The following is a 23,147-nucleotide window of genomic DNA, read 5'->3' on the forward strand; positions in this document are numbered from 1 at the left end:
TGTCGTGGGATGGATTGGTTGTCAGTGGAAGAATTCGGCGATCACCGTGGCGCCGAGGAAGGTGCCTGCGGTGGCGGTGAGCGACACCACCACGATGCGCCACCCGAGCTGGCGGAACACCGGCAGGTCCTTCGCGACCGAGAAGCCGGCCAGCGCGAGCACGGGGGTGGTGAAGGCCAGGAAGTTGAGCTTGGCGGTGATCGCGATCAGCGCGTCGGAGAACGGGAAAAGCCCCGGAATGCCGGCCACCGTGGCCACCACCGACAGCACCAGCACCATCGGCAGGCGCGGCACCAGGCGCTTGATGCCCTCGACGATCAGCGCGATCAACGCCACCGCCGCCAGGCCTTCGAGCGACACCAGCACCGGCACCTTGTAGGTCAGCGAATTGCCGATGAGCACGCCGCCGCTGACCACCGCCCAGGCGATGAGCGTGTCGCGCAGCGGCAATGCGCCGCCGTGGCCGACGCTGGCCTGCGAGACGGCCGCGGTGCCCGCGTCCTGCGCACCGCGCTTCGAGAAGCGGCCCAGCACCGGCTCCAGCTTGCCGTAGAGCCACGAGCACAGCGGCAGCGACAGGAACAGCGTGAAGTAGAAGCCCACCACCGTCGTCAGCAGGTTCGACGCCGCGGCAATGGCCGTGAGCTGCGGCAGCATCTCCGCCGGCTGCTGCGCGGCGATGGCGCCCAGCGCCGCCGCCATCAGGCTGCCCGAGCCCACGCCGGCGCCCATGGCCAGCGAGCGCGGGTCGAAGATGTGCAGGCTGGCGATGAAGCCCGCCAGCACCGCGATGAAGAGCGCACCCAGCACCGTGCCGGTGATGTACTCGGCCAGCACGCCGCGGCCTTCTGGCGAGGCCATGCCGTACTTCTCTCCGATGATCACCAGGTTGCCCTCGCGCCCCACCGAGAAGGTGGCGCCCACCGCCTCGCGCTTGATGCCCAGCAGCAGCGCCAGCGGCAGGCCCAGCGCCAGCGTGCCCAGCGCGTGGCCGAACTCCTGGAAGAGCAGCGCCCAGCCCGCCTGCTTCACCTGCGGCAGCGCGGCGCCCACCGTGAGGCCCAGCTTCACCACGAAGAGCAGCAGGCCCGCGTTCAGCAGGCCGCCCGCGAAGGACTGCTCGGCCGTCGCCACGCGCACCGCGCCCGGCACGCGGCGATGCGCGATGCCCCAAGCGGCCGCGATCAGCAGCGCCCACAGCATCGGCAGCAGCGCCACCTTGCCCGGGCCGACGCTGAACTGCACCGGGCCGATGAGCTCGGCCGCGGCCACGACGGCCAGAGTGACGAGCACGAGCCTGAGTTTTCCGGAAGCCGAGGAAGAAGCGACGGAGGGCAGCGTGGAGGTGGTTGAGGCGGCGGATGTCATCGGGTGGGGCATCGTGTGGCGCAGCGGCGGCTGCGGGGTGCCGGGGAGTTTCGGATCGCCCGCCTCTTGCATCAATGACCGCGAATTGACATATTTGTTGCATTGGATGCAACACTCAGGAGACAGGGCCATGGACGACAGGCTCGACACGCGCCGCGTGCGCTACTTCATGCAGGTGCTGGACAGCGGCTCCGTACGCGGCGCCGCCGAGGTGCTCGACATGGACCCCTCGGCCGTCAGCCGCGCCATCGGCATCCTGGAGCAGGAGTGCGGCCTGCCGCTGCTGGAGCGCCACGGGCGCGGCGTGGTGCCCACCGACGCGGGCCAGATGCTGGCCGGCTACGTGCGGCGCCAGCACAGCCAGAAGCAGCACCTGATGGCGCAGCTCGACAGCATCCGCAAGATCGAGCGCGGCCACATCGACATCGTGGCCGGCGAGGGCTACGTGGACTGGCTCATGCGCCACAGCCTGCGCGACTTCATGATCTCGCACCCGAAGATCACGATCGATCTCGACGTGGCCAGCACCGACGAGATCGTGCAGCGGGTGGTGGAGGAGCGCGCCCACGTCGGCCTGCTGTTCCAGCCGCCGAAGGACGAGCGACTGACCTCGCACCATTCCCACCCGCAGCCGATCCAGGCAATGGTGCTGCGCTCGCACCCGCTCGCGCAGCTCGACCGCCCTCTGACGCTCGCCGACCTGCAGCCCTACCCGGGCGCCACGCTGCACCGCAATTTCGGCGTGCGCCAGCACATCGAGGCCGCCGAGATCAGCGAGGGCGTTCGCCTGGCCTCGCTCCTGACCACCACCTCCTTCAGCGCGCTCGGGCACTTCGTGTCGGCGGGGCTGGGCTATGCGCTGGGCACGCGCATCTCGCTCACGCCCAACGCGAGCAACCCCGAACTGGTGGAACTGCCGATGAAGAACCCGCTGCTGTCGCAGGGCCGCTCGCACATCGTGTCGCGACACGGGCGCATGCTCTCGCCGGCCGCATCGGAGCTGCTGCGGCAGGTGGTGGCGGACATGCGGCGTTTCGCGGAAACCAAGCCCTCCGGATGACGATGAAGGGCTTCGTTGCGCGCCGGGGCCCTTCGGTGTTCTGATCGGGCCCAACATGCTCTACGTCACCGCCCTCTTCATCCACCTGCTGTGCGCCGCCTTCTGGGTCGGCGGCATGGCCACCATGCACTTCGCGGTGCGCCCCTCGGCCGTCGCCACGCTCGAACAACCGCCGCAGCGCCTGCGCATGATGGCCGCGACGCTCAGGCGCTTCTTCGTGGGGGTGGACGCATCGGTCACGCTGCTCTTCGCGACCGGTGTCGCGATGATCCTGGCTGGCGGCGGCTTCCGCAGCCTGCACTGGCGCATCGAGGCGATGATGAGCATCGCGATCGTGATGGCCGCCATCTACACCTACATCCGCGCCTCGGTATTCAGGGCGATGCGCCGTGCGGTGGATGAAAGCGCCTGGCCCGCCGCGGCCGCGCGGCTGAACACGGTGCGCAAGCTGGTGACGGTGAACCTGGCGCTGGGCGTGATCGTGTTCGGCGTGGCGACCATCGGGCGCGCGAGCTAGCTGCTGCGGCACTCCAATCCGAATCGTGGCTCGCCTGTGCACAGGACGGAGACGCAATCGGTGAGTCCCGCAACCAGGTATTCGCGAACCTCGCCATAGAACGAGCCGATGCAGCTGCCGGGGCGCACCATCTCCTGAGAAAGCCAGCCACCGGACTGGATAAAGAACACCCAGCCGCTCGGCAATGAACAGGCGGGCCAGTATTCAGCGAGGTCGCGTTCGTCCATGACCCGATGGGCCACGACGCCTGCGAAACTCACTCCGATCGGCGCACCGCCATTCGCATCCCGGGCAACGATGGTGAGTTGCCGAGGCACGTAGTCGATGCGCACGATCTCAAGAGCGCCATGACCGTCGTACGGGGAAGGCACTGCGACCGCGTCGACCTTGACCGGGCAAGTCATATCTTGATCGACCTCAGCGTTCGCCCAGCACCGCGCCGTTCACCGGCTTCAGCAGCCACTGCGCGATGTCCTCGCCCAGCTTGTAGGTCACCACACCGACCATGCTGCAGGTGCTGCGCGGCATGCCGAAGTAGATGAACATCTGGCGCTGCGCAGTGAACGTCGCGGGCTCTTCGCCCTGGCGCTCCAGCGTGCCGCGCAACTGAACGATCTTTGGGCCGCCGTAGAGGCCACCCGCATTCGCCAGCAGGTCGGTGATCTCCACCTTCAGCACGGGCGCGGCCTTCGCGTTGTCGGGCGCTGGCGGCGTGAGCACGAATTCGTAGGGTTCGAGCAGTTGGTCCTGCACCGCCTGCCGCAGCGATGCGGGCACGTCGCAGGCGTCGTCGGCCTTCGACAGCTGCAGGCCCTTGGCCGTGGTGCCGTAGGCGACTGCGGGCATGACGACGCTGTTGCGCGGCGTGGCGGTCGCAGGCGGCGGCTCGGGCGGCGTCGGCTGGCGCGAGCCGCATGCGGCCAGCAGTGCTGCGACGGCCACGGCGGGCATGGCGAAGGAAAGCCGCGCGGCAACGCGCGCGGCGAATGAATGTCCGGACATCGGAACCCTCCCTGGAAGAATCGTTCTGCGCGAGATGGCGCGGGGCGATTCTCCGCGAAGCCCGGAGACGGCTCCGATGCCGGCCCGCTCAGACCAGGTTGAGCTCCACTTCGATGTTGCCGCGCGTGAGCTTGGAGTACGGGCAGGTCTGGTGCGCGGTGTCGACCACGGCGCGCGCGGTTTCGCGGTCGAGGCCGGGCAGGCTCACGTTCAGTCGGGCCTGCAGGAAGTACTGGCCTTCCTGCAGGACCAGGTCGACCTCGGCATCCACCGACAGGTCGGCCGGCAGCTTGACCTTCAGCGTGCCCGCGGCCTTGCCCATGGCGCCGATGAAGCAGGCCGACCAGCCGGCGGCGAACAGCTGCTCGGGATTGGTGCCGGTGCCATTGCCGCCGGGGGGCGACAGCTGGATGTCCAGGTGGCCGTCGCTGCTGCGCGATGCGCCGAGGCGGCCGCCGGTGGTGTGGGTCTTGCCGGTGTAGAGGACTTGCTTGTCGGTCATGGTGGTTCCTTTGGATGGAAGGTGGTTCGGAATGAGGCCCTGTCTCGGGCCCCATCGCCTCGTGTGACGTGCATCTGAAGCGATGCAGGAATTACATCGGCGGGCTGTATCCGCGATGTGTCGAACCACCTGCCGATTTGCATGCGCGTGTGTTCACTGCGTCGGGCAGACACAGTGGCGTACAAATCGGCGGAGAAAGAAGAAAGAGAGGAACGCTCAGGCCGCCGCGGGGCCCTTGAGCTCGACGCTGTTGCCGTCGGGGTCGGCGATGTAGATCGAGGGGCCGTTGCCCTCGGCGCCGAAGTTGTTCTGTACATCGCCGTACACCGTCACGCCATTCGCCGCCATCAACGCGCGGATGGCGGCTTCGTCGAAAGGCTCGATGCGCAGGCAGAAGTGATCGACGTTGCGGCCCTCGGTACCGGCGAGCGCCCCGCCCTGCCTGCCCAGCGGGCCGTCGGGCGTGACGAGGTCGATCAGGCTGGCGCCCGCGCGCAGGTGCACGAGCCCCAGGTCGTTGCGGCGCTTCTCGACGGTGCAGCCCAGCACGCCGCAGTAGAACGCGATGGCGCGTTCGGCGTCCTTCACGCGCAGCACGACGTGGTCGATGCGCAGCACCGAGAACGGCGGCTGGCGCATCGGGTTCGTCATGCCGCTTTCCTCTTCGTCAGACCACGCCGGCCGAACGCAGCGCCTCGAAGCGGGCGGCGTCGATGCCCATTTCCGTCAGCACCTCCTGCGTGTGCTGGCCCAGCGCCGGGGGCGCGTGGCGAAGCACGGGCGGCGTGGCCGACAGGCGCAGCGGGCTCGCCACGCCGGTGATGCTGGCTATGCCGTCACCCGCATCGCGCGGCAGCGTGACCGCGAGGCCGCGCGCCTTGACCTGCGCGTCGTCGAAGGCCTGCGCGATGTCGTTGATCGGGCCGCAGGGCACGGCCTTGTCTTCGAGCAGCGTGACCCACGCGGCGGTGGTGCGGGTGCGGGTGAGCTCTTCCATCATCGGAATGAGCACGCCGCGGTGCTTCACGCGCAGGGTGTTGGTGGCGAAGCGCGCGTCGGTCGCCCACTCGGGGTGGCCGCCGGCCTCGCAGAAGCGCGCGAACTGGCCGTTGTTGCCGATGGCCAGCAGCATCGCGCCGTCCTGCGTCGGAAAGTCCTGGTACGGCGCGAGGCTGGGGTGCGTGTTGCCCTGGCGTCCGGGCGCCTTGCCGGTATTGAGGAAGGCGCTGGCCTGGTTGGCGAGGATGGCCATGCCCACGTCGAGCAGCGCCATGTCGATGTGCTGGCCCTCGCCGGTGCGCTCGCGCACCTGCAGCGCCGCGAGGATGGCGGTGCTGGCGTAGACGCCGGTGAACAGGTCGGTCAGCGCCACGCCCACGCGCAGCGGGCCGCCGCCGGGCACGTCGTCGGGGCGGCCGGTGATGCTCATCATGCCGGTCATGGCCTGGATCATCAGGTCGTAGCCCGCGCGCTCGGCATACGGGCCGTCGTGGCCGAAGCCGGTCACGCTGCAGTAGATGAGGCGCGGGTTGGCCGCGCGCAGGCTCTCGTGGTCGAGGCCGTACTGCTTCAGGCCGCCGGTCTTGAAGTTCTCCACCACGATGTCGGCCTGCGCCGCCATCTGCCTGAGCAGCGCCTGCCCGTCGGGCGTGGCCATGTCGACCGTGACGGAGCGCTTGTTGCGGTTGCAGGCGGTGAAGTAGCTGGCCTGGTCGGTGTCGTTGCCGTCCGCGTCCTTGATGAAGGGCGGGCCCCAGGTGCGCGTGTCGTCGCCGACGCCGGGGCGCTCGATCTTGACGACGTCGGCGCCCAGGTCCGCGAGGATCTGCGTGCACCACGGGCCGGCGAGCACGCGGGAGAGGTCGAGGACTTTGATGCCGTCCAGGGCTGCTTGAGGGGTCATGGGTCTATCGAGAAGGAATACGGGGACAGAACGCAGAAGTCGCGAAGGCCACGCAAAGGTCGCAGAAGTAAAACCCAGGAATTTGCTTAGGTTTCCTTCTGCGACTTCTGCGTGCCTTTTGTGTATTTCTTCTGCGTTCGGCTGTCCGCTTTCAGTTCGAGAACGCCGCGATGCCCGTGATCGCACGGCCCAGGATCAGCGCATGGATGTCGTGCGTGCCTTCGTAGGTGTTGACCACTTCCAGGTTCACCAGGTGGCGCGCCACGCCGAACTCGTCGCTGATGCCGTTGCCGCCCATCATGTCGCGCGCCATGCGGGCGATGTCGAGCGACTTGCCGCAGTTGTTGCGCTTCATGATCGAGGTGATTTCCACCGCGGCGATGCCTTCGTCCTTCATGCGGCCCAGGCGCAGGCTGCCCTGCAGGCCCAGGGTGATCTCGGTCTGCATGTCGGCCAGCTTCTTCTGGACGAGCTGGTTGGCGGCCAGCGGGCGGCCGAACTGCTTGCGGTCCAGCGTGTACTGGCGGGCGCGGTGCCAGCAGTCCTCGGCGGCGCCGAGCGCGCCCCACGAGATGCCGTAGCGGGCGCTGTTGAGGCAGGTGAAGGGGCCCTTGAGGCCCTGCACTTCGGGGAAGGCGTTCTCTTCGGGGCAGAACACGCCGTCCATCACGATCTCGCCGGTGATGCTGGCGCGCAGGCCGACCTTGCCGTGAATGGCGGGAGCGCTCAGGCCCTTCATGCCCTTCTCGAGCACGAAGCCGCGGATCGGGCCGACGGCGCCGCTCTCGCTGACTTCCTTGGCCCACACCACGAACACGTCGGCGATGGGCGAATTGCTGATCCACATCTTCGAGCCGGTGAGCGAGTAGCCGCCCGGCACCTTCTTGGCGCGCGTGGCCATGCTCCCGGGGTCGGAGCCGTGGTCGGGTTCGGTCAGGCCGAAGCAGCCGATCCATTCACCGGTGGCGAGCTTGGGCAGGAACTTCTGCTTCTGGCCCTCGGAGCCGAACTCGAAGATCGGCACCATCACCAGTGAGCTCTGCACGCTGGCCATCGAGCGGTAGCCCGAGTCGACGCGCTCGACTTCGCGGGCGATCAGGCCGTAGGCCACGTAGTTGAGGCCGGGGCCGCCGTACTGCTCGGGGATGGTGGGGCCCAGCAGGCCGAGGGCGCCCATTTCGCGAAAGATGGCGGGGTCGGTCTCGCCGGTGCGGAAGCCTTCGAGCACGCGGGGCGCGAGGCGCTCCTGGCAGTAGGCATTGGCCGCGTCGCGGATCATGCGTTCTTCGTCGGTCAGCTGCTGGTCGAGAAGAAGGGGGTCGTCCCAGTGGAATTGCGCTTTGGCGGCCATGTGGCTGTCTCCGGAAAAGGGGGAAGAAAGAAAAACAAAAACGAGGGGGATCGGCCGATGCTAGCCACGCGGGGGCCATGACGCAAACGATGATTCCGCACCCAGATATGCGTTCGTAGAATGTCTTGCAAGATGTTCGAGCGGCTTCTCCATTGACGAGCCATCGGATCCATACATACAGCCGAGGCATACATGCGCCGCAAGATCCCGCCCCTGCAGACCCTGGTGTGCTTCGACGCCGCCGCGCGCCACGAGAGCTACACCCGCGCCGCGCAGGAACTGGCCCTCACGCAGAGCGCGGTGTCGCGCCAGATCGGCACGCTCGAGGCCTTCCTGGGCGTGGCGCTGTTCCGCCGCACGCGGCACGGCGTGGCGCTCACGGCCAGCGGCGCGGCCTATGCGCGGCAGATCAGCAAACGGCTCGAAGCGATGGAGCGCGACACGCTCGACGCCATGGCGCACCAGGGCGAGGGCGGCTCGCTCTCGCTGGCGGCCGTGCCCACCTTCGCCACCCGCTGGCTGATGCCGCGCCTGAAGGGCTTCGCGGCGCTGCAGCCCGACGTGGTGGTGCACATCGAGACGCGCACCCGGCCCTTTCTGTTCGCCGACGCGGAGTTCGACGCCGCGCTCTACGCCGGCACGCCCGCGCAAGTCGAGAACTGGGCCGGCACGCGCGCGCTGCTGCTGATGCACGAGGACGTGGTGCCGGTGTGCAGCCCCGCCCTTCTTCCGCGCGGCAAGGCCGTGACGCCCGCCGCCATCGCCAGGATGCCGCTGCTGCAGCAGAGCACGCGCCCCGACGGCTGGCGCCAGTGGTTCGATGCGCAGCGCGTGGACGCACCCAACGCACGCGGCGGCCCGCGCTACGAGCTGTTCTCCATCCTCGCCGCTGCCGCGTCGCACGGGCTCGGCGTGGCGCTGATGCCGACCATGCTGGTGGCCGACGAGCTCGCGCGCGGCGAACTGGTGGTGGCCTGCGCGCGGCCGCTCTCGGGCGAGCGCAACTACTACCTCGTGACGCCCGAACGGGCCGACCAGCGGCCGTTGTTGAGGTTCTTCAGCGAGTGGCTGCTGGAGCAGGCGCGGGCCGCCGCTAGCGCAGCGTGATCCCGAGCGAATCGAAGGGCGCGTCGAATTCGGCGCGCCACGACTGGCCGGGCTCCAGCGGCCAGGCGTCAGTCCATGTGCCGGTGGTGACCACGTCGCCGGGCATCAAGGCCGGTGCGCCGGCGCAGCGCTGCAGCTCATGGTTGAAGTGGTGCAAGGCATGCAGCGGGCCGTCGAGCACGTTGGCACCCTTGCCTTCTTCGACGAGTTCATCGCCGCGATGGAGCCTCACATGCGTGCAGCCGAGCAGTTCGTCGAGCGCATGGGCGCTGGTGGCGAAGTGGCCGACGGGCGTTTCGCGCCCGATCAGCAGGCGCGCGTGCAGGCCGCCGTCGGCCACGGTGTCAGCGGCGCTGAATTTCCAGCCGGGCAGGTGCGACTGCACGATCTCGAAACCCGGCGCGAGCCACGCGATGCAGCCGAAGAGGTCTTCCAGCGTGGCGTCACGCGGCGGGGTGGCGGCCATGCCGAACACGATCTCCGGTTCGAGGCGCGGCTGGCACAGCCTGTCGAGGCTCACTTCGCCGGTGCCGCCGCTGCTGCGCGTGAGCGTGGTGTTCCACACGGTGCCCCAGATGGGCGCGTAGACCTCGTAGCGGGGCCAGATCGTGCGGTTGGTGAAGCCGATCTTGTAGCCCACTGCGCGTTCGCCGCGAGCGGCGCGAAGCGCGCGCAGGGCCAGGGCCTGCTGGTAGGCGGCGTCCAGGTCGGCGGCGATCGGGAGCGGGCGATCGGCGGGCCACAGCAGGCCCTGGTCGTAGTGGTCGAGAACGGCCTGGGGCGTCATGGCGCCAGCCCTTCCGTCAGCGCTTCGGGGGCCGGGAGCCTTCCCGGGCATAGGCTTCGATGAGCGCCGGGAAGGCGTCCATCTCGGGCAGGGCGCCGAAGCTGTGCTTCGCGGGCGTCGTGGCCCAGGGCAGCTTCTCGTCGGTCCAGGTCTCGACGAAGGGCTCGACCCATGCGTGGCTATCGAGCATCGACGGCCGGAGGTTGACGAACTGGTCGAGGCCTTCGGCGCGCGTGAACATCCAGCTCTTGCAGTGCGGGCAGAAGTAGTGATGCGAATCGGCGCCGTGCGGCCCGCCGATGACGGGCTCGCCCGACACCACCTCGAAGCCCTGCGTGGGAATGGCGATGGAGAGCGAGAAGGCGCTCGCGCTCATGGTCTGGCAGCCGGTGCAGTGGCAAGCCATCGACAGCAGCGGCGGCGCGCTGATGCGCAGGCGCACCCGGCCGCAGCGGCAGCCGCCGGTCCAGGGAAGTTGCCAGTCGCCGGCTTGATCGGGGGATGGATTCGAGGTGCTCACAAAGGTCTCCGGTCAGGTTGTCGATGTGGTCGCCGGCGCTGCCGATGCCGCGCTGTTCTTCCTCGGCGGCGAAGCGCGCGGCGGCCTGAACGGTCCCGTGACCTTCTCCAGCCACGGGTCGCAGACGGCGCGCAGCTGCGGGTCGACGTCGAACTGCGGGTCGCGCGCGTCGAACAGCACCGACTTCTTCGCCTGCGCGCGCACCAGCGAGAAGGCGTCCTTTTCCGAGCGGCTGTTGTCGAACATGAGCGTCATGTTCGCGATCTGCGCCGCGTGGCCGACCGCCGCCTGCGTGCGGGGAAAGCGCTCGATGAGCTTCCTGCGGTCCACGTCATGGCCGCCCTGCTGCCTGCGCGTGCTCACGCGGAAGACCGACATGTCCACCGACACCAGCCCCACGAAGAGCAGCACGACGAAGTAGCCGGCTTCCTGCATCGCGCGGATGTCGTCGGCCTTCGACTCGTGGCCGCCGCCGGGCAGCGGCTTCCAGTGCGAGAAGACGGTCTCGAAGGCGAAGGGCATGCGCTGGTCCATCACCAGGCTCTTGAAGGCGCGCACGCCCTTCTGCGAGAGGATCTGCCAGCGCTCGTCGTCGTCGCGCAGGCGCTGGGCCCAGGCGGGGATGTGTCCGGTGGCGGGGTCTGCGTCGGGCAGGATGGACATCATCATCCGGTCGGCATTGACCAGCGGCAGGCGCAGCGAGGGCGCCAGGCGCGAATACCAGAGGGTGGATTTGCCGGAGCCGTTGTGGCCGGCCAGCACGAAGGCCACGGGACGCGGGCCCTGCGTCTGCTCCAGCAGTTTTTCGAGCTTCGGCGGGCGGTTGATGCTCACGCCTTGCTCGCGCGGAACCTGCCGTCGACCATGCGGCCGATGACCTTGGTGCCGTCGGCCGCTTCGCGCACGATCTTGCTCGGGTCCGGCGGATAGGCCGAGTAGGCGTACACCTTGGCCGCGTTGGGTCCGCGGAAGACCACCGACCTGTCGATGCCGGGCTTGCCCAGCGCACGGGCCGCCTTCTTCATCAGCGCCGTGGTGTTGTCCTCGGGCCGCACCTGCGGACGCGGCGCCTTGCCGACCTTGACCAGCGCCATGCCGCGCCCCAGCACGGCCACCGGCCGGCCCTGCACCAGCTGCCCCGTGGAGCCTTCGCGCGAGGTGGTTTTTTCTCTTGCCATGAGGGGATGATCGCTCAAAACCCCGGACAGCCTCCGCTTGGCCCTCCAAAGCCCGCGATGCGAACCGGTGCGGAAATCCGCGTCCGGAAACGGCCAGCCGCTCGGTGCCGAAGACGGGACACTGCACGCATGACAGCAGCAACCCCAGCCTCCCTGGTCGAAGCCCTCGACTGGCCCCGCATCGAAGCCGACATCGCCGCCCGCGGCTGCGCCACCACCGGCACACCGCTTTTCACCCCGACGGAATGCGCCGCGCTCGTGGCGATGTACGACCGGCCCCGTCATTTCCGCAGCCGCGTGGTGATGCAGCGCCACGGCTTCGGCCAGGGCGAGTACCAGTACTTCGCCTATCCGCTGCCGCCGAAGCTGGCGGCGTGGCGCGCCGCGCTGTACGAGCGCCTCGCGCCGCTGGCCAACGCGTGGGCGGCGGCAATGGGCCAGCCGGCCGACTATCCGGCGGAACACGCCGCGTACCTGGCGCGCTGCCACGCAGCCGGCCAGGAGCGCCCCACCCCGCTGCTGCTGCGCTACGGCGAGGGCGACTACAACTGCCTGCACCAGGACCTGTACGGCGACCTGCAATTCCCGTTGCAGCTCACGGTGCTGCTGAGCGAGCCCGGCAGCGATTTCGCCGGCGGCGAGTTCGTGCTGACCGAACAGCGCCCGCGCATGCAGTCGCGCGCCGAGGTGGTGTCGCTCTCGCGGGGCGAGGCGGTGATCTTCGCGGTCAACCAGCGGCCGGTGGCCGGCACGCGCGGCAGCTATCGCGTGACGATGCGCCACGGTGTGAGCCGCGTACGCTCGGGGCGCCGGCATACGCTGGGCATCATCTTCCACGACGCGCGCTGACGGACGAGCCGCCTCTTTTTTCAGCATCTTCCCCGGACTGGTCTAGACAGGCTCGAGCCACCGCCGCGCCGTGCAATACCGCACGGCAAGCCGAAGTCGAGCGAAAATCACGCCCGCTTCCGCGCAGCCACGGACCCCGACACCAACGATCGGCGCCGCGGGCCTGACGGAAGCCGGCCCGCGGCTTCGGCCTTGCGGCGTCGAGTGGTTGTCAGGGAGCTGTATGAACAAGAACTCGTCCGGAAATCCGGAAGCGGCTGGAAAGCCGCCGGTCAAATCTGTCACGGGAGCGTCGCCCCCCACGCCGGCGCTCGTCGCACCTCCCGGGCGCTCGCGCCGCTTCCGGGTGGACGTGGGCACCATCGTGAGCGCGGTGGCGCTGGCGCAGTCGCTGCTGCTGGTGTCGCTGGGCTACTGGGGCTCGCAGAGGCTGGTGTCGCGCATCGGCGTGTCGGCGCACAAGTCGAACCACGACCGCACCGAGGACAAGGTGCTGGCCTTCCTGCAGAAGGCGGAATCGGTCATCAACGCAGTGGGCTCCGCGCCCAGCCTGCGCCCAGCGGGCGAACAATCGGAGAAGACGGCGGAGCTGCTCTGGACACTGCTGCAGCAGTCGCCCGAGCTCGACAGCATCTACGTGAGCAACGAGAGGGGCCAGATGCTGATGGCCCTGCGCTACCCGGTGCCGGCCATGCGCCACATCGAGCTCGACGAAGGCTTCACCACCGAGACCTGGCAGTACAAGCTGCCGCTGGGCGCCGAGGCCAACGTGCAGCAGCGCTACGCCACCCAGCGCCTGGGCGCATTCCGCAGCGACTACGACCCGACCAGGCGCAGCTGGTACCTGCAGGCCTCGAAGGCGGGCGGTCCGGTCTGGACGCAGCCCTATGTGTTCGCCGCCGCGCAGGAGCTCGGCGTGACATACGCGCTGCCCAGCCAGCGCAGCTACCCGGGCGGTGCGCAGAAGCTGGTGGTGGCGGGCGACGTTTCGCTCGGCCGGCTCTCGGAATTCGTGCGCCAGTTCAACAGCGACGGCTACGGCGACAGCGCGCTGCTGAGCGCCGACTTCCGGGTGCTCGCGCGCAGCGACATGCCCGGCGTGCTTCACAAGCTGGAGCCGCCCAGCGGCGTGCTGGGCGCGCTGCACGCCCACATGCTCACTGCCGGCACCGCGGGCAGCGGCAGCGACACGGCGTTCTCCTTCACCTACGAAGGCCGCCGCTACCTGGTGCAGACCTCGCTCATCCCGAGCACCGGCTGGCAGCTGGTGAGCTGGGTGCCCGAAGACGTGCTGCTGGGCGACTTGCGCCGTGCCGTGCTCTGGGGCTTGGGGCTGGCGATGGCCTTCCTGGTGATCGCGCTGTTCATGTCGCTGAAGCTCTCGAAGCTGGTGACCGCGCCGGTGGAGAACCTCTCGCACATCGCGCGCCGCATCGGCCTGCTGGAGCTCGACAACCTGCCGCGCGAGCCTAGCCGCGTGCTCGAGATACAGCACCTGGACCAGGCGCTGGACGATTCGGCGCGCAGCCTCAAGGCCTTCAGCAAGTTCGTGCCGGTGGACGTGATCAACCAGCTCATCGACGAAGGCCACGCGCTCGCTCCTTCGGGTTCGCCGCGCCGCGTGACGGTGATGTTCACCGACGTGGAGGGCTTCACCTCGATCTCGGAGTCGCTGGACACCGACGTTCTGGTGGGCATGCTCACCGAATACTTCAACCTCGCGACCGGCGTTTTCTCGCGGCACGGCGGCGTGATCGACAAGTTCATCGGCGACGGCATCATGGTGCTGTGGGGCGCGCCCTCCGACCTCAAGGACGCGGAGTACAAGGCCTGCCTGGCCACGCTGGAGCTGCACGTGGAGATGGACGAGCTCAACCGCAAGTGGGCCGAGCAGGGCCTGCCCGAGTTCCGCACGCGCGTGGGCATTCACACGGGCACGGTGATCGCGGGGGTGCTGGGCTCGAACGACCGGCTCTCGTACACCGCGTTCGGCGATGCGATCAACGTGGCGAGCCGCATCGAAGGCATCAACAAGCAGCTGGGCACGCTGGCGCTGATGTCCGAGACCACCTTCGCCGGGCTCGATGGCCGGCTGCATACGCGGCGCATCGAAGAGCAGGTCGAGCTGCGCGGCCGGCAGACGCGCATGGTGCTCTACGAGCTGGTGATGTCCTGAACCGCCTAGCGCGGCGCCTGGGTGACGCGCACCAGCACGAGGTCGGCGCTGGTGGTGCCGCCCTGCGTGAGCACCGGGTACTGCGTGTCGTTGATGAAGAGGAGCTGCTCGCCGCGCGTGATGCGCGCCGACACCGCGTAGCGCATACGTGGATCGATGCGCGCGGCATCCACCTTCAGCTCGTAGGCGAAGGGCACCTGCTTGCCGTTGGCCTTGATGCGCTGTTCGGCGAGGACCTTCGAAGGCGCGTCCATGAGCGACACGTCGAGCAGCTGCACCACGATGTCGGCCGCGGGGTCGAGCGCGATGCGTTCGCGGTAGGTGACGGTACCGGTCACGCGCAGCTGCGCGGTACCGCCCGCTGCCGGAGAAGAAGGCACTGCGCAGGCGCTCAGCAGCGAGGCGCCCGCGATGGCGGAGAACATGAGGAGGCTGGTGCGTCTTTTCATCCGCCCATTATGCGGAGGCACGCTGCGCGGCAAAGGCCACGTACCAGTCGAGGCTGCCGGGGTTCGCCATTGCTTCACGGTTGACAACCTTTTCTATAGGCTGGCCCAGCAGCAGCTTCTTGATCGGCAGCTCCTGCTTCTTGCCCGAGAGCGTGCGCGGTATCTCGGCCACCTGGAAGATGTCGTTGGGCACGAAGCGCGGCGACAGCGATGTCTTGATGGCGTTATTGATCTTCGCGCGCATGGCGTCGTCGAGCGCCACGCCGGGGCGCAGCACCACGAACAGCGGCATGTAGCTGTCGCGGCCCAGGTATTCGAGGTCGACCACCATCGAGTCGAGCACCTCGGGCAGGCCTTCGACGGCGCTGTAGATCTCGCTGGTGCCCATGCGCAAGCCCTGGCGGTTGATGGTGGCGTCGCTGCGGCCGTAGATGATGCAGCCGCCGTCGGTGCCGATCTTTATCCAGTCGCCGTGGCGCCAGACGCCCGGGTAGGTGTCGAAGTAGCTCGACAGGTAGCGCGCGTTACCCTCGTCGCCCCAGAAGTACAGCGGCATCGACGGAATGGCCTTGGTGCAGACGAGCTCGCCCACTTCGCCGATGACGGGCTGGCCCTGTTCGTTCCAGGCCTCGACCGCATGGCCGAGCTCGCGGCACTGCATCTGTCCGGGCACCTCGGGCAGGTCGCGGTTGCCGCCGACGAAGGCGCCGCAGAAATCGGTACCGCCCGAGATGTTGCACCACCACACCTCCTTCGAACCCGCTTCGAGGATCTGCCTCGAGCCCCAGCGCTGCACCTCCTCGGGCAGCGGCGAGCCGGTGCTGCCCAGCGCGCGCACGCGCGAGAGATCGCCGCACTCCTTCGCGACGAGCCCGGCCTTCATGCAGTTGGTGAAGTAGGCCGCGCCCGCGCCGAAGAAGGTGACCTTGTGGCGCGCCACGAAGCGCCACAGCACGCCCCAGTCGGGCTTCTCCTTGCTGCCCGCCGGGTTGCCGTCGTAGATGCAGATGGTGGCGCCGAAGGCCATGCCCGAGAGCTGCGAGTTCCACATCACCCAGCCGGTGGAGCTGAACCAGTGGTAGCGCTCGCCGAAGTTGTTGGCGCCGTAGCTCGCGCCCACGTCGTTGTGCAGCCCGCAGGCATGCATGGTGAGGATGATGCCGCCCTGCCCGTGCACGATGGGCTTGGGCAGGCCGGTGGTGCCGCTCGAATAGACGATCCAGATCGGGTGGTCGAAGGGCAGCCACTCGGGCTCGAAGGCGGCGACCTCGGCGTCGTCGCGCGCGATGGCCTGCGTCCATTCGACGTCGTGCGGCACCGTGCTGGCTGCGTAGGGCGACTTCGCCAGCAGCAGCTTCTGCACGCTGGGCAGCTGGCCGCGCAGCTCCTGCAGCACGGCGCTGCGGTCCAGCGGCTTGCCGCCGTAGTGCACGCCGTCGACAGCGATCAGCACCTTGGGCTCGATCTGGCGGAAGCGGTCGGCCACGGCGGCCGTGCCCATGTCGGGCGCGCACACGCTCCAGATCGCGCCGATGCTGGAGCATGCGAGAAAGGCGACCATGGTCTCGGGCACATTGGGCATGTAGGCCGCGACGCGGTCGCCGCGCTTCACGCCCAGCGACTTCAGCGTGAGCGCCACCGATGCGACCTGGCGGCGCATCTCGGGCCACGACATCTCGCGCACCTGGCCCAGTTCGTTGTCGCTCACGATGGCGGGCATGCCTGCCGCATGGGCCGCGTCGACGTGGCGCAGCACCTCGCGCGCGTAGTTGACCTGTGCACCGGGGAACCAGCGCGCGCCGGGCATGCGCGATTCGGCGAGCACCGCCGTGTGCGGTGTGGGCGACTCGATGCGGGCGTAGTCCCAGATGCTCTGCCAGAAGGCATCGAGCTCGGTGACGGACCAGCGCCACAGGGCGTCGTAGCTGTCGAATGCGAGGCCGCGCGTCTCGCGCAGCCAGTCCTGGTAGAGGCGGATCTGGGGGATGTTGGGAGCGGGCATTGCACGAGCGTAGCGCCGCGAACGACCGTGCTCAATGAGGGTTGACCTCAGGGTTTGTACGCGTGTTCAATGTTTTTGTACAAGCGTTCAATACGGCCCCGATGAGTACCCGCACACCCACCGCAAAGCGCCAGGTCTCGCGCGCCCCGGCACAGGCCGCGGCCGCAGTCGCCATCGAGACTGCGCGGCCCGACCGCAAGCAGGCGATCCTGCTGGCGGCGGAGAAGCTTTTTTCGCAGCACGGCTACCACGTGGTGACGATCCGCCAGATCGCCGAGGAGGCCGGCGTGCCGCTGGCGCTGGTGGGCTACTACTACGGGCAGAAGCACGAGCTCTTCCACGCGATCTTCGAGCACTGGGGCCATTCCATCGAGGCGCGGCTGGCCGGCCTGGCCGCGGTCGACATCGACCCCGACGACGCGCGCACGCTGCCGCGCATCATCGACGCCTTCACCGCGCCCGTGCTGGCGCTGCGCGCGAGCGCCGAGGGCGAGTACTACGCACTGCTGGTGGCGCGCGAGCTCTATCACGCCACAGAGGAAGCCGACCGCGTGCTGCGTGCCTACTTCGATCCGCTGGCCGAGGCCTACATCGACGCGCTGCATCTCGCGATGCCGCACGCCACGCGCAGCCAGGCCGCCTGGGGCTACCAGTTCGCGCTGGGCTCGCTGCTGCACCACCTGAACGACAGCCGCATCGAACGGCTCTCGCGCGGCGAGAACACGCGCGCCGACCCGGCCGTGGCACCGATGCTGGTGAGCTTCATCGTCGGCGGCCTGCGCGCTGCCCTGCCGCGGCCCAAGACCCCACGCAAGAAAACCACTCCCAGGAGACAGAAGACATGATGAAACGACGCACCCTGCTGTCGGCACTCGCCGCGGCGTCGGCTGCCGCGGCGCTGCCTTCGCGCGCCCAGTCCACCACGAAGATCGTGTTCGGCTACACGGCCGTGACCGACTTCGCATCGGTGTTCGTGGCCGCCGAGGAGGGCTACTTCAAGAAGCGCGGCCTCGACGTGGAGCTCAAGTTCATCCCGCTGAACTCGACGATTCCGGCCGCGCTGCAGTCCGATTCGCTGCAGGTCGGCGGCCCCACGCCCTCGGTGTTCCTGCAGGCGGTGGACGGCGGGCTCGACCTGATGCTGGTGGCCGGCGGCGGCCTCACGTCCAAGACCATCACCGGCTTCGGGCTGGTGGCGCGTGCGGGCTCGGGCATCAAGAGCGCGCAGGACTGCGTGGGCAAGAAGATCGGCGTGCCGGGCCTGGGCGCCTTCCTGCACGTGACCTTCCGCGCATGGCTGAAGGACAGCGGCGTGGACTACCGCAAGGTCAACTTCGTCGAAGCCGCGTTCCCGCAGCATGCCGACCTGCTGCGCGGCGGCTCGGTCGACGCGGTGGTGTCGGCCGACCCGTTCATGAGCCGCATCACCGAGAGCGGCGCGGGCTACGTGGCCTCGTACTACTCGACCTTCCTGCCCGAGAACAACCAGACCATCGTGCACGCGGCCAAGCGCGAGTGGGTGGCGAAGAATCCGGCGGCGGCGCGCGCCTTCCGCGAGGCGCTGGTGGAAGCCGCCACGTTCATGCAGCAGCCGAAGAACGACGCCAAGGTGCGCGCATCCATCGGCAAGTACATCAAGCTGCCGCCCGACGTGCTCGCCAAGGTGCAGGTCTCGCCGCCCGGCCCCGTGGTGACGGACAAACAACTGTCCTACTGGACCGGGCTGATGAAGGAGCAGGAGATGCTCAAGACGAACATCGACGTGGCGAAGCTGGTGGCGAAGTGATCGCAGCACCCGCCCCAGTCACCGCGCGTGCCGCATTGCAGGCGGGCACCTTTCGCGCACCGGCCGGCACCGCGACGCAGGCCACACCCTTCCTGCGCTTCGACGGCGTGACCATCCGCCTCGGCGGGCGCGAGATTCTTTCGCCCACCTCGTTCGACGTGGCGCGCGGCGAGTTCGTCTGCATCGTCGGCCCCAGCGGCTGCGGCAAGACCACGCTGCTGCGCGCAGCCAGCGGGCTGGTCACGGCCAGCGCAGGCGAGGTGCGGCGCAACGGCGTGAAGATGACCGAGCCCTCGCGCGAAGTGGCCTTCGTGTTCCAGGACTACGGACGCGCCCTGCTGCCCTGGCGCACGGTCGAGGGCAACGTGAGCCTGGCGCTGGAAGCGGCCGGCGTGCCCGCCGCGCAGCGCGCGCCACGCATCGCCGACGTGCTCGGCAAGGTCGGCCTCGCGAAGCATGCGCACAAGTTCCCGGTGCAGCTGTCGGGCGGCATGCAGCAGCGCGCGCAAATCGCCCGCTGCCTCGCGCAGAAGCCCGAGCTGATGATGATGGACGAGCCCTTCGGCGCGCTGGACGCGCTCACCCGCCAGAGCCTGCAGGACGAGCTCGCGCGGCTGGTGCGCGAGGACGGGCTCACCGTCCTCTTCGTCACGCACGATCTCGAAGAAGCCATCTACCTCGGCGACCGAGTGATCGCGCTGCAGGCCAACCCGGGGCCGGGCCGGCCCAGCCTCGCGCGGATGATCGACGTGAAGATCCCGCGCCCGCGTGACCAGCTCTCGACCAAGGAGCATCCGGAATACCTGCATCTGCGCCGCGAACTCTTCGCCTTCATCGAGCAGGGCCATGACTGACGGCCGCCTCTACCGCTGGCTGCGGCCGTGGGTGTTTCCCGTCGTGCTGATCGGCGCCTTCGAGTGGTACGCGCGACGAGCGGCAGCCCTCGGCAGCGATGCGCTCGCGCCGCCCAGCGCCGCGGCGAAGGCTTTCGTGGGCGCCGCGATGGACGGCTCGCTCTGGACGGCCACCGGCTTCACGCTCGGCACCGCCGCGCTCGGGCTGCTGCTGGGCGCGGTGCTCGGCATCGCGCTGGGCGTGGCGCTCGGGCTCTCGCGCCGCGCGGCTCAGTTGGGCTCCGTCTCCATCGAAGTGCTGCGGCCCGTGCCATCCGTCGCCCTGATTCCGCTCGCGATGCTGGGCTTCGGCTTCGGCGTGCGCATGGAACTGGCCATCGTCGCCTTCGCCACCTTCTGGCCGCTGCTGGTGCTGGTGCAGGCGGCGGTGCAGCAGGTCGAGCCGCGGCTGCTCGAGGTCAGCCGCGTGCTGGGGCTTTCGGCGCGCGAGCGCGCGTTCAAGATCGTGCTGCCGGCCATCGTGCCGCGCCTGTTCGTCGCATTGCGCCTCGGCGTGGCGGTGGCGCTGGTGGTGGCCGTGACGGTGGAGATCGCGGCCAACCCCAACGGCATGGGCTACGCGATGATGATCGCGCAGCAGAGCTTCGACCCCGCGCTGATGCTCGCCTGGCTGGGCTGGATCGGCGTCGTGGGCTTCGCGGTCAACGCAGGCATGCTGATGCTGCAGCGCGCGGTGTCGCGGCGCATGGGAGTGCCGTCATGAACGACAACCGCATCGGCCTGTACAGGTTCGGCTCACTGGGCGTGCTGCTGGCGCTGGTCGCGCTGTGGTGGGTCGCGAGCAATGCCGGCTGGGTGAGCCGCGTGTTCCTGCCGACGCCGCAGGCCACCTTCGCGAGCCTGCTCGAAGGACTGAATCTCTCGGGAAGCGGCGATGGCGGCGAGCTGCTCGGCTTCACGCGCGCCACGGTGGGCCGGATGATCGAAGGCTGGCTGCTCGCCTCGCTCTTCGGCGTGCTGCTGGGCGCGGCCATCGGCGTGTCGCCCCAGGTGCGCGCATGGGTGCAGCCGACGCTCGAATTCATCCGCCCCCTGCCCGCCTCCGCGCTGCTGCCGCTGGCCATCTCCATCTTCGGGCTGAACCCCGGCATGGTGCTCTTCGTGGTGGCTTTCGGCGCGATGTGGCCGGTGCTGCTGGCCACGGTGCACGGCTTCGCGGCCGTGGAGCCACGCCTTTCGGAGGTGGCGCGCTGCCTGCAGATGTCGCGCGCGGCGTACATCTGGAAGATGGGCCTTCCCAACGCGATGCCCGACATCCTGGCCGGCATGCGGCTGGCGCTGACCATCGCGCTGATCGTCGCGGTGGTGGGCGAGATGATCGCCTCGCAAAGCGGCCTGGGCCAGGCCATCCTGCTGGCCGCGCGCGCCTTCCGTGCAAGCGACCTGTTCGCCGGCATCGTGCTGCTCGGCCTCATCGGCTTCGTGAGCAATGCGCTGCTGGCCTTCGCGGAACAGCGCCTGCTGCGCTGGCAGCGCCCCTGATTCCTTCGTCTTCTTCCAACACGTACACCCCACAAGGAGTTCCCATGCCACGCAAATTCGTCGATCTCTCGATCTTTCTCGAGAACGATGTGCTCTCCGACCCACCGGCCTTCGCGCCGAAGATCCAGTACTTCACGCACGAGCAGACCTACGAGCAGATCGAGCCCTTCTTTCCCGGCCTGAAAAAGGAAGACCTGCCCGACGGCGAAGGCTGGGCCGTGGAGCTGGTGCAGCTGTCGACGCACAACGGCACGCACCTCGACGCGCCCTATCACTTCCACTCGACCATGGACAAGGCGCTGGGCGAGAAGAAGCCCGCCATCGCGATCCACGACGTGCCGCTCGAGTGGTGCTTCCAGCCCGGCGTGAAGCTCGACTTCCGCCACTTCGCCGACGGCTACGTGGTGACGGCCGCCGACGTCGAGGCCGAGCTCAAGCGCATCGGCCACACGCTGAGCCCGCTGGAGATCGTGGTGGTCAACACCCGCGCGGGCTCGCGCTACGGCCACCCCGACTACGTGTCGGCCGGCGCCGGCATGGGCTACGAGGCGACGATGTACCTGCTGGAGCGCGGCGTTCGCCTCACGGGAACCGACGCATGGAGCTGGGACGCACCCTTCGTGCACACCGCGAAGAAGTACGGCGAGACGCAGGACGCCTCGCTGATCTGGGAAGGCCACAAGGCCGGCCGCGACATCGGCTACTGCCACATCGAGAAGCTGCACAACCTGGAGGCGCTGCCGCCCACGGGCTTCTACATCAGCTGCTTTCCACACAAGATCCGCGGCGCTTCGGCCGGATGGACGCGCGCGGTCGCCATCTTCGACGACGCGCTGATGGCGTCGGCATGAGGCACGGCTCATGAGCATTGCACTCAACCACACGCACGACGTTCACGCGCGCAGCTGGGTCGAATCGGCCAATGCGACGGACAGCGACTTTCCGATCCAGAACCTGCCGCATGCGGTGTTCCGCCGTGCCGGCAGCGCGGAGGCATTTCGCGGCGGCGTCGCGATCGGCGACCAGGTGCTGGACCTGGCCGCGCTCGTCACCAAGCAGCAGCTCGACGGCCTCGCGCTCGACGCTGCGAAGGCGGCCGCACTGCCGGCGCTCAACGACTTCTTCGCGCTCGGCAACGCCGCATGGAAGGCGCTGCGCCACGCGCTCTTCGATCTGCTGAAGAACGACGCGCCCATCGCCGCAGTGCAGGCCGTGCGCGAATGCCTCGTGCCGCAGGCCGAGGCCGAATACACCGTGCCCGCGCGCATCGGCGACTACACCGACTTCTACACCTCGATCGACCACGCGCTGAACATCAGCCGCCTGATGAACCCGGACGGCGATGTGACGCCCAACTTCCGATGGATTCCGATCGCGTACCACGGGCGCGTGTCGACCATCGGCGTGAGCGGCCAGCGCTTCCATCGGCCGATGGGGCAGGCGATGGCGCCCGGCGCGAAAGCGCCCACCTATCAGGCATGCGCGCGGCTCGACTACGAACTGGAACTCGGCGTGTGGATCGGCAAGGGCAACGCACAGGGCGACGCGATTGCGCTCGAACACGCGGACGAACACATCTTCGGCATCTGCCTGCTCAACGACTGGTCGGCGCGCGACATCCAGTTCTGGGAAATGGCGCCGCTCGGGCCCTTCCTCGCAAAGAACTTCGCCACCACCATTTCGCCGTGGATCGTGACCATGGAAGCGCTCGCGCCCTACCGCCAGGCATGGACCCGCCCGTCGAACGAGCCCCAGCCGCTGGCCTACCTGGAGCACGCGACGAACCGCGAGAGCGGCGCGCTCGACATCCGGCTGGAGGTGTGGCTCGAAAGCGAAAAGGCACGCAGGGATAAGACCGGGCCCTCGCGCCTGTCCTCCACCAGCTTCAGGCATCAGTACTGGACCGTCGCCCAGATGGTGGCGCACCACACCATGGGCGGCTGCAGCCTGAACCCCGGCGACCTGTTCGGCAGCGGCACGATCTCCGGTCCCGGCGAAGGCGAGGCCGGCGCGATCATCGAGTTGACGCGCGCTGGGCAAAGCCCGGTGAAGCTGGCCAACGGCGAACAGCGCGGCTTCCTGGAAGACGGCGACGCGGTGCTGCTGCGCGGCTGGTGCGAGAAGCCGGGGCATGCGCGCATCGGGTTCGGGGAGAGCCGGGGGATGGTGTTGGCGGCAAAAGGCTGAGCTGAAG

At 68.7% G+C, this 23,147-nt stretch carries 24 protein-coding genes and 1 pseudogene; 12 read left to right on the plus strand and 13 right to left on the minus strand.

All coding sequences use genetic code 11. From position 1 onward, the window contains the following. Positions 1–21: 21 nt before the first annotated feature. On the minus strand, positions 22–1,368 hold the full coding sequence (locus ACAM57_RS31240; RefSeq protein ID WP_369660119.1) for a DUF3100 domain-containing protein: 1,347 nt from the start codon (positions 1,366–1,368) through the stop codon (positions 22–24). 130 nt (positions 1,369–1,498) lie between these two features. Between ACAM57_RS31240 and ACAM57_RS31245 the strand changes: the two genes are divergently transcribed. After that, complete coding sequence (locus ACAM57_RS31245) at positions 1,499–2,428, plus strand: LysR family transcriptional regulator (protein ID WP_369660120.1); 930 nt, start codon at positions 1,499–1,501, stop codon at positions 2,426–2,428. A gap of 55 nt (positions 2,429–2,483) precedes the next feature. Further along, a complete protein-coding gene (locus tag ACAM57_RS31250) occupies positions 2,484–2,945 on the plus strand; it encodes a CopD family protein (protein ID WP_369660121.1) in 462 nt (153 codons plus the stop codon). On the opposite strand, the gene ACAM57_RS31255 is transcribed toward ACAM57_RS31250, so the two are convergent. The 6 genes from ACAM57_RS31255 to ACAM57_RS31280 all read right to left on the minus strand — a co-directional run bounded on the left by ACAM57_RS31255 (position 2,942) and on the right by ACAM57_RS31280 (position 7,703). Continuing rightward, entirely contained in the window at positions 2,942–3,277 is a 336-nt protein-coding gene (locus ACAM57_RS31255) for a hypothetical protein (protein WP_369660122.1), read from the minus strand. The genes ACAM57_RS31250 and ACAM57_RS31255 overlap by 4 nt on opposite strands. A gap of 85 nt (positions 3,278–3,362) precedes the next feature. Continuing rightward, positions 3,363–3,947, minus strand: a complete 585-nt coding sequence (locus ACAM57_RS31260) for a hypothetical protein (RefSeq protein ID WP_369660123.1) — start codon at positions 3,945–3,947, stop codon at positions 3,363–3,365. Between the two features lie 88 nt (positions 3,948–4,035). After that, positions 4,036–4,449, minus strand: a complete 414-nt coding sequence (locus tag ACAM57_RS31265) for an organic hydroperoxide resistance protein (RefSeq protein ID WP_126020558.1) — start codon at positions 4,447–4,449, stop codon at positions 4,036–4,038. Positions 4,450–4,665: 216 nt separating this feature from the next. After that, positions 4,666–5,100: a VOC family protein gene (locus tag ACAM57_RS31270; protein ID WP_184638912.1), complete on the minus strand. Its 435-nt coding sequence runs from the start codon at positions 5,098–5,100 to the stop codon at positions 4,666–4,668. Between the two features lie 16 nt (positions 5,101–5,116). Next, the gene (locus ACAM57_RS31275) at positions 5,117–6,352 is read right to left on the minus strand and encodes a CaiB/BaiF CoA transferase family protein (RefSeq protein ID WP_369660124.1); all 1,236 of its coding nucleotides are present in this window, start codon (positions 6,350–6,352) and stop codon (positions 5,117–5,119) included. A gap of 151 nt (positions 6,353–6,503) precedes the next feature. After that, positions 6,504–7,703, minus strand: a complete 1,200-nt coding sequence (locus tag ACAM57_RS31280) for an acyl-CoA dehydrogenase (RefSeq protein WP_369660125.1) — start codon at positions 7,701–7,703, stop codon at positions 6,504–6,506. A gap of 192 nt (positions 7,704–7,895) precedes the next feature. Here ACAM57_RS31280 and ACAM57_RS31285 point away from each other — a divergent pair, with 192 nt between their 5' ends. Beyond that, a complete protein-coding gene (locus ACAM57_RS31285; protein WP_369660126.1) occupies positions 7,896–8,810 on the plus strand; it encodes a LysR substrate-binding domain-containing protein in 915 nt (304 codons plus the stop codon). Here ACAM57_RS31285 and ACAM57_RS31290 read toward each other — a convergent pair. The 4 genes from ACAM57_RS31290 to ACAM57_RS31305 are packed head-to-tail and all read right to left on the minus strand — an operon-like array spanning position 8,797 to position 11,295. After that, entirely contained in the window at positions 8,797–9,597 is an 801-nt protein-coding gene (locus ACAM57_RS31290) for a 2-keto-4-pentenoate hydratase (RefSeq protein ID WP_369660127.1), read from the minus strand. The genes ACAM57_RS31285 and ACAM57_RS31290 overlap by 14 nt on opposite strands. Positions 9,598–9,613: 16 nt before the next feature. After that, positions 9,614–10,117: a GFA family protein gene (locus ACAM57_RS31295; RefSeq protein ID WP_369660128.1), complete on the minus strand. Its 504-nt coding sequence runs from the start codon at positions 10,115–10,117 to the stop codon at positions 9,614–9,616. A 12-nt stretch (positions 10,118–10,129) separates the two neighbouring features. After that, complete coding sequence (locus ACAM57_RS31300; RefSeq protein WP_369660129.1) at positions 10,130–10,951, minus strand: zeta toxin family protein; 822 nt, start codon at positions 10,949–10,951, stop codon at positions 10,130–10,132. Further along, positions 10,948–11,295, minus strand: coding sequence for a hypothetical protein (locus ACAM57_RS31305; protein ID WP_221297555.1), 348 nt, complete (start codon positions 11,293–11,295; stop codon positions 10,948–10,950). The genes ACAM57_RS31300 and ACAM57_RS31305 overlap by 4 nt, the downstream gene beginning before the upstream one ends. Positions 11,296–11,424: 129 nt before the next feature. Here ACAM57_RS31305 and ACAM57_RS31310 point away from each other — a divergent pair, with 129 nt between their 5' ends. Next, on the plus strand, positions 11,425–12,144 hold the full coding sequence (locus ACAM57_RS31310) for a 2OG-Fe(II) oxygenase (protein ID WP_126020570.1): 720 nt from the start codon (positions 11,425–11,427) through the stop codon (positions 12,142–12,144). Between the two features lie 361 nt (positions 12,145–12,505). After that, positions 12,506–14,314, plus strand: a pseudogene (locus ACAM57_RS31315) (adenylate/guanylate cyclase domain-containing protein); the annotation flags it as partial. 11 nt (positions 14,315–14,325) lie between these two features. On the opposite strand, the gene ACAM57_RS31320 reads toward ACAM57_RS31315, so the two are convergent. Both ACAM57_RS31320 and ACAM57_RS31325 read right to left on the minus strand, forming a co-directional pair. Continuing rightward, positions 14,326–14,769: a YbaY family lipoprotein gene (locus tag ACAM57_RS31320; protein WP_369660130.1), complete on the minus strand. Its 444-nt coding sequence runs from the start codon at positions 14,767–14,769 to the stop codon at positions 14,326–14,328. A 7-nt stretch (positions 14,770–14,776) separates the two neighbouring features. Continuing rightward, positions 14,777–16,771, minus strand: a complete 1,995-nt coding sequence (locus tag ACAM57_RS31325) for an acetoacetate--CoA ligase (protein ID WP_369660131.1) — start codon at positions 16,769–16,771, stop codon at positions 14,777–14,779. Positions 16,772–16,872: 101 nt separating this feature from the next. Between ACAM57_RS31325 and ACAM57_RS31330 the strand changes: the two genes are divergently transcribed. The 7 genes from ACAM57_RS31330 to fahA are packed head-to-tail and all read left to right on the plus strand — an operon-like array spanning position 16,873 to position 23,140. Beyond that, a complete protein-coding gene (locus ACAM57_RS31330; protein WP_369660132.1) occupies positions 16,873–17,616 on the plus strand; it encodes a TetR family transcriptional regulator in 744 nt (247 codons plus the stop codon). Continuing rightward, positions 17,613–18,557, plus strand: a complete 945-nt coding sequence (locus ACAM57_RS31335; protein WP_369660133.1) for an ABC transporter substrate-binding protein — start codon at positions 17,613–17,615, stop codon at positions 18,555–18,557. The genes ACAM57_RS31330 and ACAM57_RS31335 overlap by 4 nt, the downstream gene beginning before the upstream one ends. Continuing rightward, positions 18,554–19,411: an ABC transporter ATP-binding protein gene (locus ACAM57_RS31340; RefSeq protein ID WP_369660134.1), complete on the plus strand. Its 858-nt coding sequence runs from the start codon at positions 18,554–18,556 to the stop codon at positions 19,409–19,411. Before ACAM57_RS31335 ends, ACAM57_RS31340 begins: the two co-directional genes overlap by 4 nt. Beyond that, positions 19,404–20,174, plus strand: a complete 771-nt coding sequence (locus tag ACAM57_RS31345; RefSeq protein ID WP_184638947.1) for an ABC transporter permease — start codon at positions 19,404–19,406, stop codon at positions 20,172–20,174. The genes ACAM57_RS31340 and ACAM57_RS31345 overlap by 8 nt, the downstream gene beginning before the upstream one ends. Then, entirely contained in the window at positions 20,171–20,953 is a 783-nt protein-coding gene (locus tag ACAM57_RS31350) for an ABC transporter permease (protein WP_369660135.1), read from the plus strand. Before ACAM57_RS31345 ends, ACAM57_RS31350 begins: the two co-directional genes overlap by 4 nt. A gap of 44 nt (positions 20,954–20,997) precedes the next feature. Beyond that, positions 20,998–21,804, plus strand: coding sequence for a cyclase family protein (locus ACAM57_RS31355; RefSeq protein WP_369660136.1), 807 nt, complete (start codon positions 20,998–21,000; stop codon positions 21,802–21,804). 10 nt (positions 21,805–21,814) lie between these two features. After that, positions 21,815–23,140 (plus strand): fumarylacetoacetase, encoded by a 1,326-nt coding sequence (gene fahA / locus ACAM57_RS31360; RefSeq protein WP_369660137.1) that lies wholly within the window; start codon positions 21,815–21,817, stop codon positions 23,138–23,140. The last annotated feature ends 7 nt before the right edge of the window (positions 23,141–23,147 follow it).

The sequence above is a fragment of the Variovorax sp. V15 genome (assembly GCF_041154425.1).
GTDB lineage: Bacteria > Pseudomonadota > Gammaproteobacteria > Burkholderiales > Burkholderiaceae_C > Variovorax > Variovorax guangxiensis.

Bases quoted from the DNA above. Each gene is read 5' to 3' on its own strand.
- ACAM57_RS31240 (WP_369660119.1), bottom strand. From the start codon at position 1,368: ATGACATCCGCCGCCTCAACCACCTCCACGCTGCCCTCCGTCGCTTCT.
- ACAM57_RS31245 (WP_369660120.1), top strand. From the start codon at position 1,499: ATGGACGACAGGCTCGACACGCGCCGCGTGCGCTACTTCATGCAGGTG.
- ACAM57_RS31250 (WP_369660121.1), top strand. From the start codon at position 2,484: ATGCTCTACGTCACCGCCCTCTTCATCCACCTGCTGTGCGCCGCCTTC.
- ACAM57_RS31260 (WP_369660123.1), bottom strand. From the start codon at position 3,947: ATGTCCGGACATTCATTCGCCGCGCGCGTTGCCGCGCGGCTTTCCTTC.
- ACAM57_RS31265 (WP_126020558.1), bottom strand. From the start codon at position 4,449: ATGACCGACAAGCAAGTCCTCTACACCGGCAAGACCCACACCACCGGC.
- ACAM57_RS31270 (WP_184638912.1), bottom strand. From the start codon at position 5,100: ATGACGAACCCGATGCGCCAGCCGCCGTTCTCGGTGCTGCGCATCGAC.
- ACAM57_RS31275 (WP_369660124.1), bottom strand. From the start codon at position 6,352: ATGACCCCTCAAGCAGCCCTGGACGGCATCAAAGTCCTCGACCTCTCC.
- ACAM57_RS31280 (WP_369660125.1), bottom strand. From the start codon at position 7,703: ATGGCCGCCAAAGCGCAATTCCACTGGGACGACCCCCTTCTTCTCGAC.
- ACAM57_RS31285 (WP_369660126.1), top strand. From the start codon at position 7,896: ATGCGCCGCAAGATCCCGCCCCTGCAGACCCTGGTGTGCTTCGACGCC.
- ACAM57_RS31290 (WP_369660127.1), bottom strand. From the start codon at position 9,597: ATGACGCCCCAGGCCGTTCTCGACCACTACGACCAGGGCCTGCTGTGG.
- ACAM57_RS31305 (WP_221297555.1), bottom strand. From the start codon at position 11,295: ATGGCAAGAGAAAAAACCACCTCGCGCGAAGGCTCCACGGGGCAGCTG.
- ACAM57_RS31310 (WP_126020570.1), top strand. From the start codon at position 11,425: ATGACAGCAGCAACCCCAGCCTCCCTGGTCGAAGCCCTCGACTGGCCC.
- ACAM57_RS31320 (WP_369660130.1), bottom strand. From the start codon at position 14,769: ATGAAAAGACGCACCAGCCTCCTCATGTTCTCCGCCATCGCGGGCGCC.
- ACAM57_RS31325 (WP_369660131.1), bottom strand. From the start codon at position 16,771: ATGCCCGCTCCCAACATCCCCCAGATCCGCCTCTACCAGGACTGGCTG.
- ACAM57_RS31330 (WP_369660132.1), top strand. From the start codon at position 16,873: ATGAGTACCCGCACACCCACCGCAAAGCGCCAGGTCTCGCGCGCCCCG.
- ACAM57_RS31335 (WP_369660133.1), top strand. From the start codon at position 17,613: ATGATGAAACGACGCACCCTGCTGTCGGCACTCGCCGCGGCGTCGGCT.
- ACAM57_RS31345 (WP_184638947.1), top strand. From the start codon at position 19,404: ATGACTGACGGCCGCCTCTACCGCTGGCTGCGGCCGTGGGTGTTTCCC.
- ACAM57_RS31350 (WP_369660135.1), top strand. From the start codon at position 20,171: ATGAACGACAACCGCATCGGCCTGTACAGGTTCGGCTCACTGGGCGTG.
- ACAM57_RS31355 (WP_369660136.1), top strand. From the start codon at position 20,998: ATGCCACGCAAATTCGTCGATCTCTCGATCTTTCTCGAGAACGATGTG.
- fahA (WP_369660137.1), top strand. From the start codon at position 21,815: ATGAGCATTGCACTCAACCACACGCACGACGTTCACGCGCGCAGCTGG.